General features: G+C 64.7%; 15 protein-coding genes. 5 read left to right on the forward strand and 10 right to left on the reverse strand.

What is annotated here, in order from left to right:
• Positions 1 to 88: 88 nt before the first annotated feature.
• Complete coding sequence (locus tag B9Z47_RS09065; RefSeq protein ID WP_108330929.1) at positions 89 to 1747, reverse strand: acyl-CoA synthetase; 1659 nt, start codon at positions 1745 to 1747, stop codon at positions 89 to 91.
• A gap of 139 nt (positions 1748 to 1886) precedes the next feature.
• Between B9Z47_RS09065 and dnaG the strand changes: the two genes are divergently transcribed.
• Positions 1887 to 4013 (forward strand): DNA primase, encoded by a 2127-nt coding sequence (dnaG, locus tag B9Z47_RS09070; RefSeq protein ID WP_108330930.1) that lies wholly within the window; start codon positions 1887 to 1889, stop codon positions 4011 to 4013.
• 47 nt (positions 4014 to 4060) lie between these two features.
• Here the strand turns inward: dnaG and cysE are convergent, their stop codons facing one another.
• Entirely contained in the window at positions 4061 to 4828 is a 768-nt protein-coding gene (gene cysE, locus B9Z47_RS09075; RefSeq protein WP_108330931.1) for a serine O-acetyltransferase, read from the reverse strand.
• Positions 4829 to 4839: 11 nt separating this feature from the next.
• Entirely contained in the window at positions 4840 to 5571 is a 732-nt protein-coding gene (locus B9Z47_RS09080; RefSeq protein WP_108331186.1) for an RNA methyltransferase, read from the reverse strand.
• Positions 5572 to 5757: 186 nt separating this feature from the next.
• Between B9Z47_RS09080 and B9Z47_RS09085 the strand changes: the two genes are divergently transcribed.
• The 4 genes from B9Z47_RS09085 to B9Z47_RS09100 are packed head-to-tail and all read left to right on the forward strand — an operon-like array spanning position 5758 to position 9018.
• Positions 5758 to 6723, forward strand: coding sequence for a VOC family protein (locus B9Z47_RS09085; RefSeq protein WP_108330932.1), 966 nt, complete (start codon positions 5758 to 5760; stop codon positions 6721 to 6723).
• Positions 6724 to 6762: 39 nt separating this feature from the next.
• A complete protein-coding gene (locus tag B9Z47_RS09090) occupies positions 6763 to 6996 on the forward strand; it encodes a recombinase-like helix-turn-helix domain-containing protein (protein ID WP_108330933.1) in 234 nt (77 codons plus the stop codon).
• A gap of 20 nt (positions 6997 to 7016) precedes the next feature.
• Positions 7017 to 8048 (forward strand): aromatic ring-hydroxylating dioxygenase subunit alpha, encoded by a 1032-nt coding sequence (locus tag B9Z47_RS09095; protein WP_108330934.1) that lies wholly within the window; start codon positions 7017 to 7019, stop codon positions 8046 to 8048.
• Between the two features lies 1 nt (position 8049).
• Positions 8050 to 9018, forward strand: a complete 969-nt coding sequence (locus B9Z47_RS09100) for a PDR/VanB family oxidoreductase (RefSeq protein ID WP_108330935.1) — start codon at positions 8050 to 8052, stop codon at positions 9016 to 9018.
• A gap of 7 nt (positions 9019 to 9025) precedes the next feature.
• Here B9Z47_RS09100 and B9Z47_RS09105 read toward each other — a convergent pair whose 3' ends face one another.
• The 7 genes from B9Z47_RS09105 to B9Z47_RS09135 are packed head-to-tail and all read right to left on the reverse strand — an operon-like array spanning position 9026 to position 16892.
• Positions 9026 to 10636 (reverse strand): sulfatase, encoded by a 1611-nt coding sequence (locus B9Z47_RS09105; protein WP_108330936.1) that lies wholly within the window; start codon positions 10634 to 10636, stop codon positions 9026 to 9028.
• Positions 10636 to 11622 carry a tripartite tricarboxylate transporter substrate binding protein gene (locus tag B9Z47_RS09110; RefSeq protein ID WP_158271655.1) on the reverse strand — a complete coding sequence of 329 codons (987 nt, stop codon included), beginning with the start codon at positions 11620 to 11622 and terminating at the stop codon, positions 10636 to 10638. The genes B9Z47_RS09105 and B9Z47_RS09110 overlap by 1 nt, the downstream gene beginning before the upstream one ends.
• A 47-nt stretch (positions 11623 to 11669) precedes the next feature.
• On the reverse strand, positions 11670 to 12821 hold the full coding sequence (locus B9Z47_RS09115; RefSeq protein WP_108330938.1) for an FAD-dependent monooxygenase: 1152 nt from the start codon (positions 12819 to 12821) through the stop codon (positions 11670 to 11672).
• A 44-nt stretch (positions 12822 to 12865) separates the two neighbouring features.
• Positions 12866 to 13645, reverse strand: a complete 780-nt coding sequence (locus B9Z47_RS09120; RefSeq protein ID WP_108330939.1) for an SDR family oxidoreductase — start codon at positions 13643 to 13645, stop codon at positions 12866 to 12868.
• Between the two features lie 11 nt (positions 13646 to 13656).
• Positions 13657 to 14562, reverse strand: a complete 906-nt coding sequence (locus B9Z47_RS09125) for a tripartite tricarboxylate transporter substrate binding protein (protein ID WP_233253756.1) — start codon at positions 14560 to 14562, stop codon at positions 13657 to 13659.
• A gap of 47 nt (positions 14563 to 14609) precedes the next feature.
• On the reverse strand, positions 14610 to 16082 hold the full coding sequence (locus B9Z47_RS09130) for an aldehyde dehydrogenase (protein ID WP_108330941.1): 1473 nt from the start codon (positions 16080 to 16082) through the stop codon (positions 14610 to 14612).
• Between the two features lie 15 nt (positions 16083 to 16097).
• Positions 16098 to 16892 (reverse strand): aspartate dehydrogenase, encoded by a 795-nt coding sequence (locus tag B9Z47_RS09135; RefSeq protein ID WP_108330942.1) that lies wholly within the window; start codon positions 16890 to 16892, stop codon positions 16098 to 16100.
• Between the last annotated feature and the right edge of the window lies 1 nt (position 16893).

The following is a 16893-nucleotide window of genomic DNA, read 5'->3' on the forward strand; positions in this document are numbered from 1 at the left end:
CCAACACAAAGGCCACCTTGCGGTGGCCTTTGTCATGGGTACGGCAGGAAAAACGCAGGCCAGCCCTGAGGCCGGGTACCTGGGTGCGTCACACGTCGATCGCGGCGGCCGAACCCGCTTGCTTGCGCAGCTCGAACTTCTGGATCTTGCCAGTGCTGGTCTTGGGCAGCTCGCCAAACACCACCGCTCGCGGCACCTTGAAGCCCGCCAGGTGCTGCTTGCAGTGCGCCACGATGTCTTCGGGCGTGACCTGTGCACCCGCCTTCAGCTCCACAAAGGCGCAAGGCGTCTCGCCCCAGCGCGCGTCGGGCTTGGCCACCACGGCTGCGGCCAGCACCGCGGGGTGTCGGTACAGCACGTCTTCCACCTCGATCGAGGAGATGTTTTCGCCGCCCGAGATGATGATGTCCTTGCTGCGGTCCTTGATCTTGATGTAGCCGTCGGGGTACTGCACCGCCAAATCGCCGCTGTGGAACCAGCCGCCCGCAAAGGCCTCTTGCGTGGCCTTGGGGTTCTTGAGGTAGCCCTTCATGGCGATGTTGCCCTTGAACATGATCTCGCCCATGGTTTCGCCATCTTGCGGCACGGGCTGCATGGTTTCGGGGTTGAGCACGCGCACGTCGCGCTGCAGGTGGTAGCGCACGCCCTGGCGGGCATTCAGGCGGGCACGATCGCCAATGTCCATGGCGTCCCACTCGGGGTGCTTGGGGCACACCGTGGCCGGACCATAGACCTCGGTCAGGCCGTACACATGGGTCAGGTCAAAACCCATCTGCTCCATGCCCTCGATCATCGAGGCTGGGGGTGCTGCGCCTGCCACCATGGCCTTGATGCCCGCAGGCACACCCGCCTTCATGGCGGCCGGGGCGTTGACCAGCAGGCCGTGCACGATGGGCGCGCCGCAGTAGTGCGTGACGCCATGGTCGCGCATGGCGTCGAAAATCGCCTGCGCGTCCACCTTGCGCAAACACACGTTCACGCCAGCACGCGCCGCCACGGTCCACGGGAAACACCAGCCATTGCAATGGAACATGGGCAGCGTCCACAAATACGCCGCATGTTTGGGCATGTCCCATTCCAGGATGTTCGAGATCGCGTTCGTCGCCGCCCCCCGATGGTGATACACCACGCCCTTGGGGTTGCCGGTGGTGCCGCTGGTGTAGTTCAGCGCAATCGCGTCCCACTCGTTGCCGGGCAGGCTCCAGGCAAAGTCGGCATCTCCGCTGGCCACAAAGGCTTCATAAGTCACCGTGCCCAGCTTGTCGGTCGGGCCGGTGTACAGCGCATCTTCCACATCGATGACCAGCAAGGGCCGAGTGGACTGGCGCAGCGCCAGGGCTTTTTTCATCACGCCAGCAAACTCCGGGTCCACGATCACCGCCTTGGCCTCGCCATGGTCGAGCATGAAGGCCACCGTCTCCGGGTCCAGCCGGGTGTTCAGGGCGTTGAGCACCGCCCCGGCCATGGGGATGCCGAAGTGCGCCTCCACCATGGGCGGCGTGTTGGGCAGCATCACGGCCACCGTGTCGTTTTTGCCAATGCCCGCCTGCGCCAGCGCACTGGCCAGCTGACGGCAGCGGCGGTAGGTGCTGGCCCAGTCCTGGCTCAAATCACCGTGCACGATGGCCAGGCGGGTCGGGTAGACCTCGGCCGTGCGCTCGATGAAACTCAGCGGCGAGATCGGCGCGTGGTTGGCGGGGGTCTGGGGCAAATCCTGGTCGAAGATGCTGACGGGGGTCTCGGTCATGAAAGGGTCCTCTTGCGGCTGACGTTCAGATGGTGAACAGTTTGCCTGACCCGGGGCTGAAAGCCATGCTGGTTTGCCCCGAAACAAGTCACCTCGTCCGCCCGGGGTCGCCGGTCAGGATCGGCGAAAATACCCCCTTATGGCCATCCCCCAGTCTTTCATCCAGGAGTTGCTGTCCCGCGTCGATGTGGTCGATATCGTGGGCAAATACGTGCAGCTCAAGAAGGGCGGTGCCAACTTCATGGGCCTGTGCCCTTTCCATGGCGAAAAATCGCCCAGCTTCAGCGTCAGCCCGACCAAGCAGTTTTTCCACTGCTTTGGCTGCGGCAAAAACGGCAACGCCATCGGTTTCCTCATGGAACACGCGGGCATGACCTTTATTGAGGCGGTGAAAGACCTGGCTCAACAAACCGGCATGGTGGTGCCCGAAGAACAACAATCGCCCGAAGACCGCGCCCGCGCCGCCGCCGCCAAGGCCAAACAAGACAGCCTGAGCGATGTGCTGGAAAAAGCGGGCGAGGCCTACCGCGAACAGCTCAAGATCACGCCCCGCGCCATCGACTACCTCAAGAGCCGGGGCCTGTCCGGCCAGATCGCCAAGCGCTTTGGCCTGGGCTATGCGCCCGAAGGCTGGCGCAGCCTGGCCAGCATCTTCCCCAAATACGACGACCCGCTCTTGGCCGAGTCGGGCTTGGTCATCGTCAACGAAGAAGACGACAAACGCTACGACCGTTTTCGGGACCGCATCATGTTCCCGATCCGCAACATCAAAGGCGAATGCATCGGCTTTGGTGGGCGGGTGATTGGCAGCGGCACACCCAAATACCTCAACTCGCCAGAAACCCCGGTCTTTCACAAAGGCCGCGAGTTGTACGGCCTGTACGAGGCGCGCGAAGCGCTGCACAGCGCGGGCTACGTGCTGGTCACCGAAGGCTACATGGACGTGGTGGCACTGGCGCAACTTGGCTTTGCCAACGCCGTGGCCACGCTGGGCACGGCCTGCACGCCCGACCATGTGCAAAAACTCTTCCGCTTCACCGACTCGGTGGTCTTCAGCTTTGACGGCGATAGCGCAGGCCGCCGCGCCGCCCGCAAGGCGCTCGACGGGGCCCTGCCCTACGCCACCGATGTGCGCAGCATCAAGTTCTTGTTCTTGCCCGCCGAGCACGACCCCGACAGCTATGTGCGCGAGTTTGGTCAAGAGGCGTTTGCCGAGCAAATCAAGCAGGCCATGCCCCTGTCGCGCTTTTTGATCGAAGCGGCCAGCGCCGACTGCGACCTGCAAACCGCCGAGGGCCGCGCCCGCCTGTCCAGCCAGGCCCGGCCTTTGTGGCAACTGCTGCCCGATGGCGCGCTCAAGCAACAGCTGCTGTCGGAATTGGCGCAGCTGATTCAACTGGAAACCGCAGGCCTGGAAAAACTGTGGGGCCAACAAGCGGCCAGCGAACAGCGCTTCGCGCCTGCGGCACGCGGCACGGCCACTGCGCCGCCTTCAGCCTCTGCCGCCAATGCCGCTTTCAGCCAGGCCTCCAGCGTGGGCAGTGATGACTACCCCCATTTCGAGCCGCACTACGGCGAACCGCCCGCTTGGGGCATGGATGCCGCTCTGGGGGGCAGCGCACCGGGCTATGCCAATGCTTACGGCAACGCTTACGGCAACGCGGGTGGGAATTTTTCAGGCAGCGGTAATTGGCCCCGCAAAAACCCCAACTGGACGCCGGGCAGCAAGTTTGGCAATGGCAAATACAAACGTGAGCAGCCCCCGGTCTACACCGGCCCGCGCACCGTCCCCGCCAGCCGGGCCGACCACGCCGCCCGCCTGCTGCTGGGCAACATGGCGCTGTGGGAAACCCTGGCCGGCGAAGACCACGCCATGCTGTGCGCGCTGCCCGCGCCGCACGGTCCGCTGTTTGCGTGGCTGGAATCGCAGTTCCATGAACAAGGTGCTTTGGGCTGGTCCACCCTGCGCGAGCACATGCAAGGTCAGCCCTTTGCAGAAGACGCCACCCGCTGGATGGCGCAGGACAAACTGAATGCGGTCGCCGGCAGCGAAGACGCCACCCCGCCCGACCCGCAAGAGGCCCGGCAGGAACTGCGGCGCTTGCTCACCATGCTGATGATCGACCGCCTCAAGCAGCTCGAAACCGAAGCCCTGACCCAGGCCAGCACCGGGCAAGACCCCGAGGCCCAGCAGCGCTGGCGCAGCCTGCACGAACGCCGCAAAGCGCTGATGGCCGCGGCCGCAGCGTTGCAAGCCGCGTCCTGAAGATTCGGCCGCAGCGGCGGCCTCCCACGCAAAACCTCAGGTGGACATCACTTGTCCAGAAGCTGGTTGAACTTGTCGGCCTCGAAAGTTTCGCTGGTCGCCGCACCGCGGGGCATTTGCACCTGCTGCTGTGTGCACACCTGCTCCAGCGCTTTCCAGATCATGGCGATCTGGTGCTCTTGCCCGGCCGCATTGTCGATCAACCCGCGCAGCGCCTGGCTGACCGGGTCATCGTCTTGCGTGATGCCGTAGGCCGTGAACTTGCGGTCCGTGCCCGCGACATCGGCGCTCTCACCCGACTTGGAGGGGATGATGCGCGCTGGAATGCCCACCGCCGTGGCCCCTGCGGGCACTGGCTTGATGACCACCGCATTGCTGCCGATCTTGGCCCCATCGCCCACCTCGAAGCCGCCCAGTACCTTGGCCCCGGCACTGACCACCACGTCCTTGCCCAAAGTGGGGTGCCGTTTGGCCCCTTTGTACAGGGATGTCCCGCCCAGCGTCACGCCCTGGTAAATCGTGCAGCCATCGCCAATTTCGGCGGTCTCGCCCACCACCACGCCCATGGCGTGGTCAAAAAACACCCGCTCGCCGATCTTGGCCCCCGGGTGGATTTCGATGCCGGTCAAACCCCGCGACACATGCGAAATAAAGCGCCCCAACCACTTGAAACCGTGGTTCCAGCACCAGTGCGCCCGGCGGTGCAGCACCAAGGCGTGCAGCCCCGGGTAGCAAGTCAGCACCTCCCAGGCGGTGCGGGCGGCAGGGTCCCGGTCAAGGATGCATTGGATGTCGGAGCGAAGGCGTGAAAACATAGGCTGCAAGTCTAGCGTTTGGCGTTGGCGTTTTGGATCATGGCCTTGGCCACCCCGCGCAGGATGTGGATTTCTTCCGGGCTCAGATCGGCCCGGTTGAACAACTGGTTCAGGCGCGGCATGAGTTTTTTGGGCGCGGCCGGGTCCAGAAAGCCAATGTCGGTCAGCGCCTGCTCCCAATGCGTGAGCATGCCCGCCACCTGCTGCGCATCGGCCTTGTCGGCGGGCGGCACCGCGTCCTGCACAGGAAAGCCACCCAAAGCGACCCGCCAGTCGTAAGCAATCACCTGAATGGCCGAGCCCAAATTGAGCGAGCCAAACTGCGGATTCGTCGGAATCGACAGCGCCACATGGCAGCGGTAAACATCCTCGTTTTTCATGCCAAAACGCTCGGAGCCAAACAAAAACGCCACACATTGCTCGGGCGCGCCGGGTTTCGTCAGCTCGGCAAAGTGCTCACGGGGGGAGCGGGTGGGCGGGCCAAAGTCACGGGGCGTCATGGCCGTGGCGCACAAATGGGTCACACCGTCGAGCGCATCTTCCAGCGTTTCGACCACGCGGGCCTTGGCCAGCACATCGTTGGCACCACTGGCGCGCTGGATGGTTTCTTCCTTGCGCAGCACATTGGGCCAGCGCGGTGCTACCAGCACCAGATCGTCAAAGCCCATGACTTTCAGGGCGCGGGCGGCTGCGCCCACGTTGCCGGCATGGCTGGTTTCTATCAGGATGAATCGCGTTTGCATGCCCCGATTGTCCACGGTCGCGCGAACCGGCTGGCCGGCTATGGCCTGCTGCACGCCTGACAGCCCATCCGGCGCGCTCCAAAAACCCCACTCCACCAGTCGGATTTCTATTGACCGGATCGCAGACCCGGCCAATAATTCTTCAAACGTTTCAAATTGGAAACGTTGTTTTACCAAAGAAACAATATGAGCGTTCTCGGTATCGACGAAATCACTTTCGGGGCCCAAGACATCGCCCGTTGCCGCCAGTTCTTTCTGGATTGGGGCCTGACGCTGGTCGAGGAAACGCCCACACGCCTGCTCTATGAATCACTCAACGGTTGCCGGGTGATCGTGGCCCACTCCGACACACCGGGCCTGCCTGCCGGTGTGGAAGCCGACCCGACCCTGCGCGAAGTGGTCTGGGGCGTGGAAGGCGAAGCCGATCTGGCCCACTACAGCGCAGCCATGCAACAGTGGCCGGGCTTCGTGCAGCAAGAAGGGCGCATCGGCTGCACAGACCCCTGCGGCCTGGCCGTGCGGGTACAGGTCAGCCGCAAAAAAACACTGGAACTCGATTGCGCTCAAAGCAACACCTGGTCTGACCGAAACCGAGTCAACCAGCCCAGTCCCGCTTATGACCGTGCACGCCCCATCGAGGTGGGGCATGTGGTGTTTTTCGTCAAGGAACTGGAGAAAGTCTCTCAGTTCTATCAGGACGTGCTGGGCTTTGTGGTCTCGGACCGCTACCCCGGGCGCGGGCATTTCCTGCGCTGCGCGCCGCGTGGGGGTCACCACGACCTGTTCCTGTTGCAACTGCCCGAGGCCCGCAATGGCCTGAACCATGTGGCCTTCACCGTGCGCGATGTGCACGAGGTGTTTGGCGGCGGGCTGCACATGTCGCGCTGCGGCTGGGACACCGAGCTGGGCCCCGGACGGCACCCGATTTCCTCGGCCATCTTCTGGTATTTCGTCAGCCCCGCAGGCGCGTTGGTCGAGTACTACGCCGATGAAGACGAGCTGACCGAACACTGGCAACCCCGTGAGTTCACACCCGGCCCGACGGTGTTTGCCGAGTGGGCCGTCAAAGGCGGCATCGACGGCCAGACCCGTCGCCAGAAAGACGCCGAAGCCCCCAGCGGCCGCTTCATGACCGACAAGCCCAAGGCTTGAACATTGCCAATTCACCCACGCATTCCGGAGTTTTCTGCCATGGCACACCACCCAGCTGCGCTTTACAACGACACCCACCAGGCCCGCACCGCGCCACCCACAAGCTACGAAAGCCTGCTGGGCGATTCCATCGAACGCGCCTTTGCCGCAGGCATCCATGACCTGCCCGGCCTGGTGCAGTACCTGAACACGGCCGGACCCTCGGGGCCCAACGGCCAGCCCTGGACAAGCGAGAGCTACCAGCATGAGATGGCCCGCCTGGCCGCAGCCTGATTCAAGCACAAGGAAAAGCCATGAACGCCCAAGTCATCAACGTCCAGCTGGACCCTGTCGATGCCGCGCTGGAAGTCGGCCTGAAAGACCTCTGGTTTCCGGTCTGCCCTTCCGGCTTTGTCAAAGACAATCCGGTTTCTCTGCGCCGACTGGGCTACAAGATCGCGCTGTGGCGCGATGCCACCGGCCAGGTCCATGCGCTGGAAGACCACTGCCCGCACCGGGGCGCACCGCTGTCGCTGGGCGTGATCCTGGGCGACCGCATTGCCTGCCCCTACCACGGCGTTGAAGTGCGCCACGATGGCACCGTGATGCGCGTGCCGGGCAGCCCGGGTTGCAAGCTCGAAGGCTCGCGCCCCACACGCCGCTTTCACACGGCCGAATCCAACGGCGCGATCTTTTTGTTCAACGCCAGCAACCCGGCATTGGATGAGGCCCCACCGCTGCGCCTGCCCGAACAACTGACCTCGCCCGAATGGTCCTCGTTCCTGTGCTACACCGAATGGGGTGGCGACTACCGCTATGTGATCGACAATGTGATGGACCCGATGCACGGAGCCTATCTGCACAAGCAGTCGCACACCATGGCCGAGGGCGACATGACGGCCGAGTTCCAGATCCGCGAACTGGACAACGGCTTCATTTTCGAAAAGAAACACCAGCGCGATGTGAACTTCGACTGGACCGAGTGGATGAACACCGGCATCCACCTGATGCGACTGGAAATTCCTTACCCCAAGACCGGTGGGCCTGGCGGCAACTTCACCATCATCGGCAGCTACACCCCCATCACGAACCGCGTAGCCGGGGTCTTCCACTGGCGCTGCCGCAAGGTCGAAGGCTGGCAGCGCGACACCTGGCGCTTCCTCTACAAAAACCGCCTGGAGCAGCGCCACTGGAACGTGCTGGAACAAGACCGTGTCGCGGTGGAAAACATGGAGCCCGACGCCAACCAGCGCGAACACCTGTACGCCCACGACATGGGCATCGTTCGCCTGCGCCGCCACCTGCGCAAGCTGGCCACCGAACAGCTGAACAAAACCAAATCCTGAGATGAGCACCTTGAAAGCCTGGGTGCACACCCTGCGGCACGAAGCCCGGGACATCCTCAGCGTGGAGCTGCACGCCATGCCGGGCGAAAGCCTGCCGCCGTTTGAGGCCGGTGCCCACATTGACCTGCACCTGCCCGGGGGGCTGGTGCGCAGTTACTCGCTGGCCAACGACAGCCGCGAGCGGCACCGCTACCTGCTGGGGGTGCTCAAGGACAAGGCCAGCCGAGGGGGCTCACGCGCCGTGCATGAGCAACTGCGCGTGGGCACGGTGCTCACCATCAGCGCACCGCGCAACCATTTTCCCTTGCACGAAGAAGCCGGTCACTCGGTGCTGATCGCGGGCGGCATCGGCATCACGCCCATCCTGAGCATGGCCCGGCGCTTGCAGGCGCTGGGCCGGTCCTTTGAGGTGATTGATCTGGCACGCTCACGCGCATCCGCCGCCTTCACCGAAGACCTGGCAGCCCTGGCTTGTCCTGTGCATTGGCACTTTGACGACGAAGCCGGCGGCCCGCCTGACCTGCGTGCTTTGCTGACGGCCCGAACGCCTGCAACTGGGACAGTAAGCGACACCCACTTTTACGCCTGCGGCCCGGCAGTGATGCTGGATGCGTTTGAAAAAATTTGCGCCGAACTGGGCTACGCCAATGCCCACATCGAACGCTTTGCGGCGGTCGAAGTCCAAGCCGCCGACGACGCCCGCCAGCGCTTCACGGTGGAACTGCGCCAAAGCGGCAAGACCTTCGAGGTCACGCCCGACACCACCTTGCACCAACAATTGATCGCCCTGAACGCCAACGTGCCCTTCAGCTGCGAAGAAGGCATTTGTGGCGCTTGCGAAACGCGGGTCATCGAAGGCACACCCGACCACCGGGACATGGTGCTGAGTGCGGCCGAACAAGCCAGCAACCAGGTCATGATGGTTTGCGTCTCCGGCTGCAAGAGCGAGCGGCTGGTGCTGGACCTCTGAACAGCACTCAGGCCGAAGCCAGCGGGTACGGGCTGGTGTTGGTCTGGTGCAGCATGGCATAGGCCAATTCGGCCATGAGACGGGCACGCACAGACTGGCTCGCGGGGTCGTTCCAGAGATTGCGCAACTCGTGCGGGTCTGCCCGCAAATCGCACAGCTCGCCCCAAGGCTGCCCGTCGTAAATGGTGAGCCGGTGCTCACGGGTGCGCAAAGTCCGCATCCGGATGCGCTGACCCAGGTTGAAATCCAGGCGCTGCCCCTCTTCCTCGATCAACACGCTGGTGCGCAGGCCATCGGCTTGCCCCGACACCACCGGCAACAAGGATTGCCCCTGCATGCCATGGGCAGGCTGCAAGCCCGCCCGCGCCAGCACTGTGGCGGCGATGTCGGTGGTTTGGGCCAGCGCCGGGGTTTCGCGTGTCACAGATGACCCCCCCGCAGATGAAGCCGCCAAAGCCGGGTCGGCCCAAATAAAGGGCACCCGGGTGAGCCCCCCGTAGTGCAAGCCCCCTTTGAACATCAGGCCCCGATCCCCCAGCAAATCGCCGTGGTCGCTGGTGAAGATGACCACCGTGTTGTCGGCCAGCCCCAGGTGGTCCAGCTCAGCCATGACCTGGCCCACGGCATCGTCGATGCAGGCGATGTTGCCGTAATTGAGCGCCAGCGCTTCACGCGCTTCCTGATGGGTGACCGCGAAGGTGCCATGGCCGGGTTTGAATGAGGGCGCACGCCCGGCACGCTGGGCGTGCAGCCATGCCACAGGCGGCGGCGCATCGGTCAGTGGCGCATCAAAGCTGTGCGGCAGCGCCACATCGCCGGGCCGGTACAGGTCCCAATAGCGCCCCGGCGGTGTGAACGGGTGGTGCGGATCGGGAAATGAACATTGCAGAAAGAACGGCTGCGCAGCGCCCGCCAGTCCCTGCAGCATCTGGCAGCTTTGCCGGGCGATGTAGCTCGTGGGGTACAAGGCCTCGGGCACCCGGGTGCGCCAGGCCTGGCGCAAACGGGTCAGGGCCCAGTCGGGCGTGGGGTGGGCATTGTCCGGCCCGATCAGGCGATCGGCATCGGGCACTTGCTGACGCAACCAGCGCCGCCAATGCCCGCTTTGCTCATCGGCATGGCCAATCGTCAGCGCCACTTGTTCAAAGCCGTAATAAGGCAAGCTCAGCTCGAAGGCCTCGTCTTCGTCCCAGCTGCGGGCCACTTCCTGACCATAGCGCCCGGGAAACAAGGCCTTGGACTCGTGTGCCAGACGCTCGCCCGGCTGCGGCCAGAAAGGCGGCACGGCCGTGATGTTCTGCAAGTGGCTCTTGCCCGCCAGGGCGGTGCGGTAACCGGCGTCGCGCAGGGTCTGCACAAAAGTCCGCTCGCCATGCGAGAGCTCGCGGCCATTGAGCTGCAAGCCATGGGCACTGGGCAAACGCCCCGTCATCAGCGAAGCCCGGTTGGGCTGGCAAATCGGCGTGGCCACATGGAAATCGGTGAAGCGACAACCCCGCGCCGCCAACGCATCGATGTGCGGGGTGCGCAGCATCGGGTGCCCGGCGCAACCCAGGTGATCGGCGCGGTGCTGGTCGGTGATGAACAGCAAAAAGTTGGGGCGTTTCACCCGACTCATCAATCGGCCTTGATGTTCAGCTCTTTGGCCAGCAGGCCGTAGCGTTGCCGGTCGGCTTTCATGAAGTCACCCAGCACCTGGGCCGGTCCACCCAGCACATCCAGCCCGGCGGCCGCGAGCTTGTCACGCACCTCCGCCAGCTTGAGCACCTCGTTGATGTCGGCGTTGATCTTGCTGCGCACCGGCTCGGGCGTGCCCGCAGGCGCAAACACGCCGTACCAAGCGTTCACCTCGACCCCACGCACACCTTGTTCGGTCGCCGTGGGCACCTCGGGCAACAAGGGTGAGCGGTTTTTCTCGGTCACGGCCACCGGCACCAGCTTGCCTGCCTTGATGTGCGGCAAGGCACCACCCAGACCGACAAACAGGAACTTCACTTCGCCGCCAAGTGCCGCCATGACCGAAGGGTTGACCCCTTTGTAGGGCACATGCAGCAAGTCCACCCCGGCAGCACGCTTGAGCATTTCGCCAGCGAAATGCATGGGCGAGCCATTGCCCGCACTGCCGTAGGGCATGCCCGCCTGACTTTTGGCCAGCGCCAGCGCGGCAGGCAGGTCCTTGACGTTCAGCCCGGGGCTGACCAGCAAGGCCATGGGCGTGGTGGCCGGGGCCACCACCGGCATCAAATCGGCATGCACATCGATGCCCCCGCCCGCCCCAGGGGCCAGCACATGGGGCGAGATCACCATGGTGTTGGTGGTCAAGAGCAGGGTATGGCCATCGGCGGGCGACTTGGCCACCGCCTGCGCACCCAGCAAAGCACCGGCACCCGGGCGGTTGTCCACCACCACGGGCTTGCCCCATTTGGCCGCGAGTTTTTCGGCAAACACACGGGCTACCAAGTCGGGGCCGCCGCCCGGCGGGAAGGGCACGACCAGGCTCACATTTTTCGAGGGAAAGGCCTGCCCCCAGGCCGGCGACAACAGGCCTGTCATCACCCCAAGCCCCATCACCAGACAGGAAATGAAACCACGTTTTTTTTGCATCACTTGTCTCCTCATTGTTGTTCGAAAAAAAGCGGCCATCCGCAGCATCAAGCCACGCCGCCCAGATCCACGCCCCAGGCGTCATAGCCATACACCCCGTCGGCATTGCCCTGGGTCTTCATCCACTGGTTGCCACGCGAGCCGATCTGGATCTCGGCCGTGCGCGCTTGCCGGGCGGCGGCATAACGCTGCAAGGCCGGGGCCACATCGGCCAACTGCTGCACCTGCGCCAGGCAACGGGCCACCACCACACCGTCTTCGATGGCCATGCCCGCGCCTTGCGCCATGAAGGGCAACATGGGGTGGCAGGCATCGCCCAGCAGGCTCACGCGGCCCACCGACCACTGCGGCAGCGGTTCACGCTCGTACAGCGCACTTTTGAGCACACTGTCGCAGGCGTCCAGCAGCGCACGCGCATCCGGGTGGTAGTCGCGGTAAAAGCTGCGCAGCTCATGCACATCACCCGAGCTGGTCCAGGATTCTTCGTGCCAGGAGTCCTGCCCGGTGGTCGCAAAAATGAAAGTATCGCGCCCCCGGTTGAGCGGAAAGGTCACGATCTGGCTTTGCGGGTTGGGACCCCACCACTTGGTGAAAGCCTCGATCTCGGGCACCTGGCGCACCTTGTCGGTGGGCACCACGGCCCGAAACGACACCACACCGGTAAAGCGTGGCTGCTCTTCGCCAAACAAAGCGGTGCGCACTTTGGAGTGGATGCCATCGGCCCCGAGCACCACATCGTGCAGAGCTTGCTGGCCGTCTTCAAACACCAACTGCACCCCCGCATCGCTTTGACTGAGGCTGCGCAGGCGTTTGGAAAACACCACGCACTCGGCTGGCACGGCATGGGCCATGACCGCCAGCACATCGGCCCGGTGGATGGTCAGCTGCGGCGCGCCATAACGCTGCTCGGCGGTGTCGCCCATGGGCAGGCGAGAAGTCTCCAGCCCCGTGTCCCAATCGCGGCTGATGCGAAAAGTCGGCCGTGCGCCGCTGGCGCGAATGCCCTGCGCCACAGCATCGCCCAGCCCGTCCAGAGCGCGCACTGCGTTGGGCGTGAGGTTAATGTCCGCCCCCACGCGCATGAATTGCGCGGCCTGCTCGTACACGGTGACCTGGTGGCCCTGAGCGCGCAAGGCGATGGCGGCGGTCAAGCCGCCGATCCCGGCCCCCACGATGGCGATGTTCAAAGACAGTGTCATGTTGACAATCCTGAAAAGTTGGCAAAACAGCGGGGCGGAACCACTCAATAGACGCCCGGAAACGAGCCGCCATCCAGCAAGATGTTCTGGCCGTTGATGTACCCGGCGTGCACGCTGCACAAATAGGCACAGGTGTTGCCCAGCTCATCGGGCTGGCCAAAACGGTGCGCCGGGTGCTTGGCCAGACGCGCCGCGATGGCCTGCTCGGGGGTGATGCCCTGGCGGGCCGCCTGCGCCGCAAAATTGCCCGCCAGACGGGCGGTGTCAAAGGTGCCGGGCAAGAGGTTGTTGATCGTCACGCCCCGGGCAACGGTCGTGCGTGCCAGCCCGGCCACAAAACCCGTGAGCCCGCTGCGTGCGCCATTGGACAGGCCCAGACCATCGACTGGTGACTTCACGGCGCTCGACGTGATGTTGACGATGCGCCCGAAGCCGCGTGCCATCATGCCGTCCACTGTGGCTTTGATCAGTTCGATGGGGGCCAGCATGTTGGCCTCCAGCGCCCGCACCCAGGTGTCACGGTCCCAGTCACGAAAATCACCCGGTGGCGGGCCTCCCGCGTTGGTGACCACCATGTCAAAGTCGTGCTGCACCTCGAAAATTCGCGCCCGCCCTGCTTCGGTGGTCACGTCAGCGGCCACACACTGCACCGCGCCCGCGCCCACACTGCGCAAGCGCCCGGCGGCGGCCAGCAAGGGCGCTTCGTTGCGCGCCACGATCAGCACATCCACCCCTTCGCGCACCAGCGCCTGGGCGCAGGCGTAGCCCAAACCCGCACTGGCCCCGCACACCAGGGCTTTTTTTCCGGCAATGCCCAAATCCATGTGTCAGCTCCTCATTCGGCCACGATGCCACGGGCCTTGATGATGCGCGCCCAGGTCTGGGTTTCGGCCTTGATGTGGGCCGCAAATTCGGCGGGCTTTTGCGTGGCATCGCTCAGGCCCTGCGCCCGCAGCTGCTCGCGCACCGCTGGTTGGACCAGGATGTCGGCCGCGTCTTTGGCCAGTTGCTCGGCCACGGCAGGCGGCGTGCCGGCCGGGGCCAGCAGGCCATACCAGGAGGTGACCACCACACCGCTGACACCTTGTTCGGCCAGGGTGGGTATGTCGGGCGTTACCGGGCTGCGCACGGTGTCGGTCAGGCCCAGCGCTACCAGCTTGCCGCTCTTGATGTGGGGCAGCGTGGCGGGCAGGTTGCTGAACATCAGGGGCACGGTGCCGCCCAGCACGTCGTTGAGCGCAGGCCCGGTGCCTTTGTAGGGCACATGCAGCAAGTCGGTGTCGGTTTGCTGCTTGAACAATTCACCCGCCAAATGCAGGCCGCTGCCGATACCGGGCGAGGCATACGACAAGGTGCCCGGTTTGGCCCTGGCCTGTGCAATCAACTCGCGCACGCTGCCCAGCTTGACCTGTGCACTGGCCACCAGCACATTGGGCGCCTTGGCCAGCATGGTCACCGGCACAAAATCGCGCTCGATGTTGAACGGGAAATTGGGCATCAGGGTGGGGTTGATGGTCAGGTTGCCCGCAGGCACCACCAGCAGTGTTTTGCCATCGGGCTTGGCTCGTTTGACCTTGTCGATGCCCAAGTTGCCCGCCGCCCCGGGCAGGTTCTCGACCACCGCCGTGAGGCCGGTTTTCTTTTGCAGGCCCTCGGCCAGAATGCGCGAGAGCACATCGACCGGCCCGCCGGGCGGAAACGGTGCAACGAGGGTCAGACGCTCTTGCGCCGACGCCGCCATGGCCACACCACAGCCGAGCACACAAACCGTTTTCAACAACCATTTTTTCATGACAAGGCCCAAGGCATGGGGGCATCGTTCATGCCCCAGTAAAAACTCTTTTGCGTGGTGTATTCCAAAATACCCTGACGCCCTTTTTCGCGGCCGGTGCCACTCAACTTGACGCCGCCAAACGGCGTGCTGACCGAAAACAGCTTGTAGGTGTTGACCCACACGGTGCCTGTGTGCAGGGCGCGGCCGATGCGCCAGGCGGCTTTGTAGTCGCGGCTCCAGATGCCCGAGGCCAGGCCGTAATCGTTGTCGTTGCACTGCGCGATCAGGTCGGCTTCATCGGACCAGGGCAGCAGCGCCAGCACCGGGCCAAAAATTTCTTCGCGGCACATGCGCGCCGTGTTGGGCAAGCCCTCGATCACGGTGGGCAGGTAATAACTGCCCTGCTCGTAATAGCCGCCTTGCGGGCGCACGCCACCACACAGGATGCGCCCGCCCTCATCACGCCCCAGCTGCACGTAGCGCTCCACCGAGTCGCGGTGCCCCCGGTTGACCAGCGGGCCCATGTGGGTGCTCTCCAGTGCGGGGTCGGCCACGCGCAGGCCTTTGACCGCGGCCAGCAGGCGCGACTTGAACTCGTCATACACCGAGGCGTGCACAAAGGCCCGCGAACCTGCGATGCAGGACTCGCCCGACGAGCTGAAGATGCCGTAAACCACCCCGGCCACCGCATGGTCCAGGTCGGCGTCGGCGCAGACGATGGTGGGCGACTTGCCCCCCAACTCCAGCGAGGTCGGCATCAGCTTGTCGGCGGCCAAGCGCTGGATGCCCATGCCCACGGCAGTGCCGCCGGTGAACGCGATGCGCTTGACCAGCGGATGGCGCACCAGCGCATCGCCCACCACCGAGCCTTTACCCGGCAACACGCTGACGATGCCGTCCGGCACGCCCGCCTGCTGCGCGATGCGGGCCAGCTCGATCGCCATGCGCGGCGTGATCTCGGCCGGTTTGATGACGATGGCGCAACCGGCCGCCAGGGCCGGGGCCATTTTCTGGGCCTCGCTGGCGATGGGTGAATTCCACGGCGTGATGGCCCCCACCACCCCCAGCGGCTCGTGCACGCTCAAGGTGAGGAAGTCGCCCCGGGTGGGCGTGACCGCGTCTTCCCAGGTTTCAGCCGCCGCCGCAAAAAACTGGAAGGTGCCTGCCGCGCTGGCCACCAGCGCCCGGCACTCCTTGATGGGCTTGCCGTTGTCCAGCCGTTGCAGCTGCGCCAGCGCCTCGGCTTGCTCGCGGATGCCCTGGGCGATGCGGTGCAAGACACCGGCGCGTTCATGGGGCATGAGCCTGGCCCAGGCCGGTTGCAGGCGGGCTTGCTCGGCCGCTTGCACGGCTTCGTCCACATCGGCCACAGTGGCAGCATGCAACTGGGTCACAAGCGAGCCGTCGTGCGGGTATTCGGTGGTGTAAGAAGGCCCCGAGGCATCTCGCCAGCGGCCAGCGAGCAGGGTCTGGATGTGTTCAGTCATCTGTTGGCTTTCGGGTCAGATCGTCACGCTGGCCGTGCGGTTGTGCAAAAAGCGCAGCGCCGACAGCACCGTGAGGGCCGATGTTTTGGGGTTGTCGGCCAGGGGCTTGCCGCGCATGCGCACTTGCATCTCGCCAAAGGCGCCCCGGGCCTCGATCTCGTGGATGTTCTCGCGCACGGTGGGGTCTGCGATCAAGCGCACCTGCGTGCGGTCCAGGCCCAGACCGGCCAGCGACAAGGTGGCCGCCACGTTGGCGTTTTTGGGGTACAGCCGCGCCGCTTCGCGGGCACTGGCCTCCAGAATCACCGTGGGCTCGGTCAGGCTGTCCAGGTTCACCAACTGTTCGGCAGGCGAGCCGCGCCAGCCCGAAGGGGGCTTGCGGCCAATGTAGGTCACGCTGTCCAGACCGGCCTGCCGGGCGGCGGCCAGCGCGTCGATGCCGCCAATCGCCCCGGCCAGCAAGTGCAGCTGGGTGCCGCCCTGCTCGGCGGCGGCTTGCAGCTGCTCGGGCAAGCCCGGCGAAGACATGGCCCCGATGGACAACACGGCGCATTCGATGCCGCGCTGCAAGGCGGGCAAGACATGGCCTGTGAGCGCCGAGTGGCCTGCACATTCGAGCACCAGAGGGGTGCCTTGCGGCACCTGCTGCGTGACGGTCACGCCGCTGCCCAGTTCAGCCTGCAAAACCGCCACTTTGGCCTCGGACACCACGATGTGCGTGATGCGCACGCCCGCATGCCCCTGCATGCGCTGGAACACCGCACGGCCAATGGCACCGAAGCCGATCAGTGTGAGTTCTTGCGTGCGCATG

It is taken from the genome of Limnohabitans sp. 2KL-1 (assembly GCF_003063435.1).
Taxonomy (GTDB): domain Bacteria; phylum Pseudomonadota; class Gammaproteobacteria; order Burkholderiales; family Burkholderiaceae_C; genus Limnohabitans_A.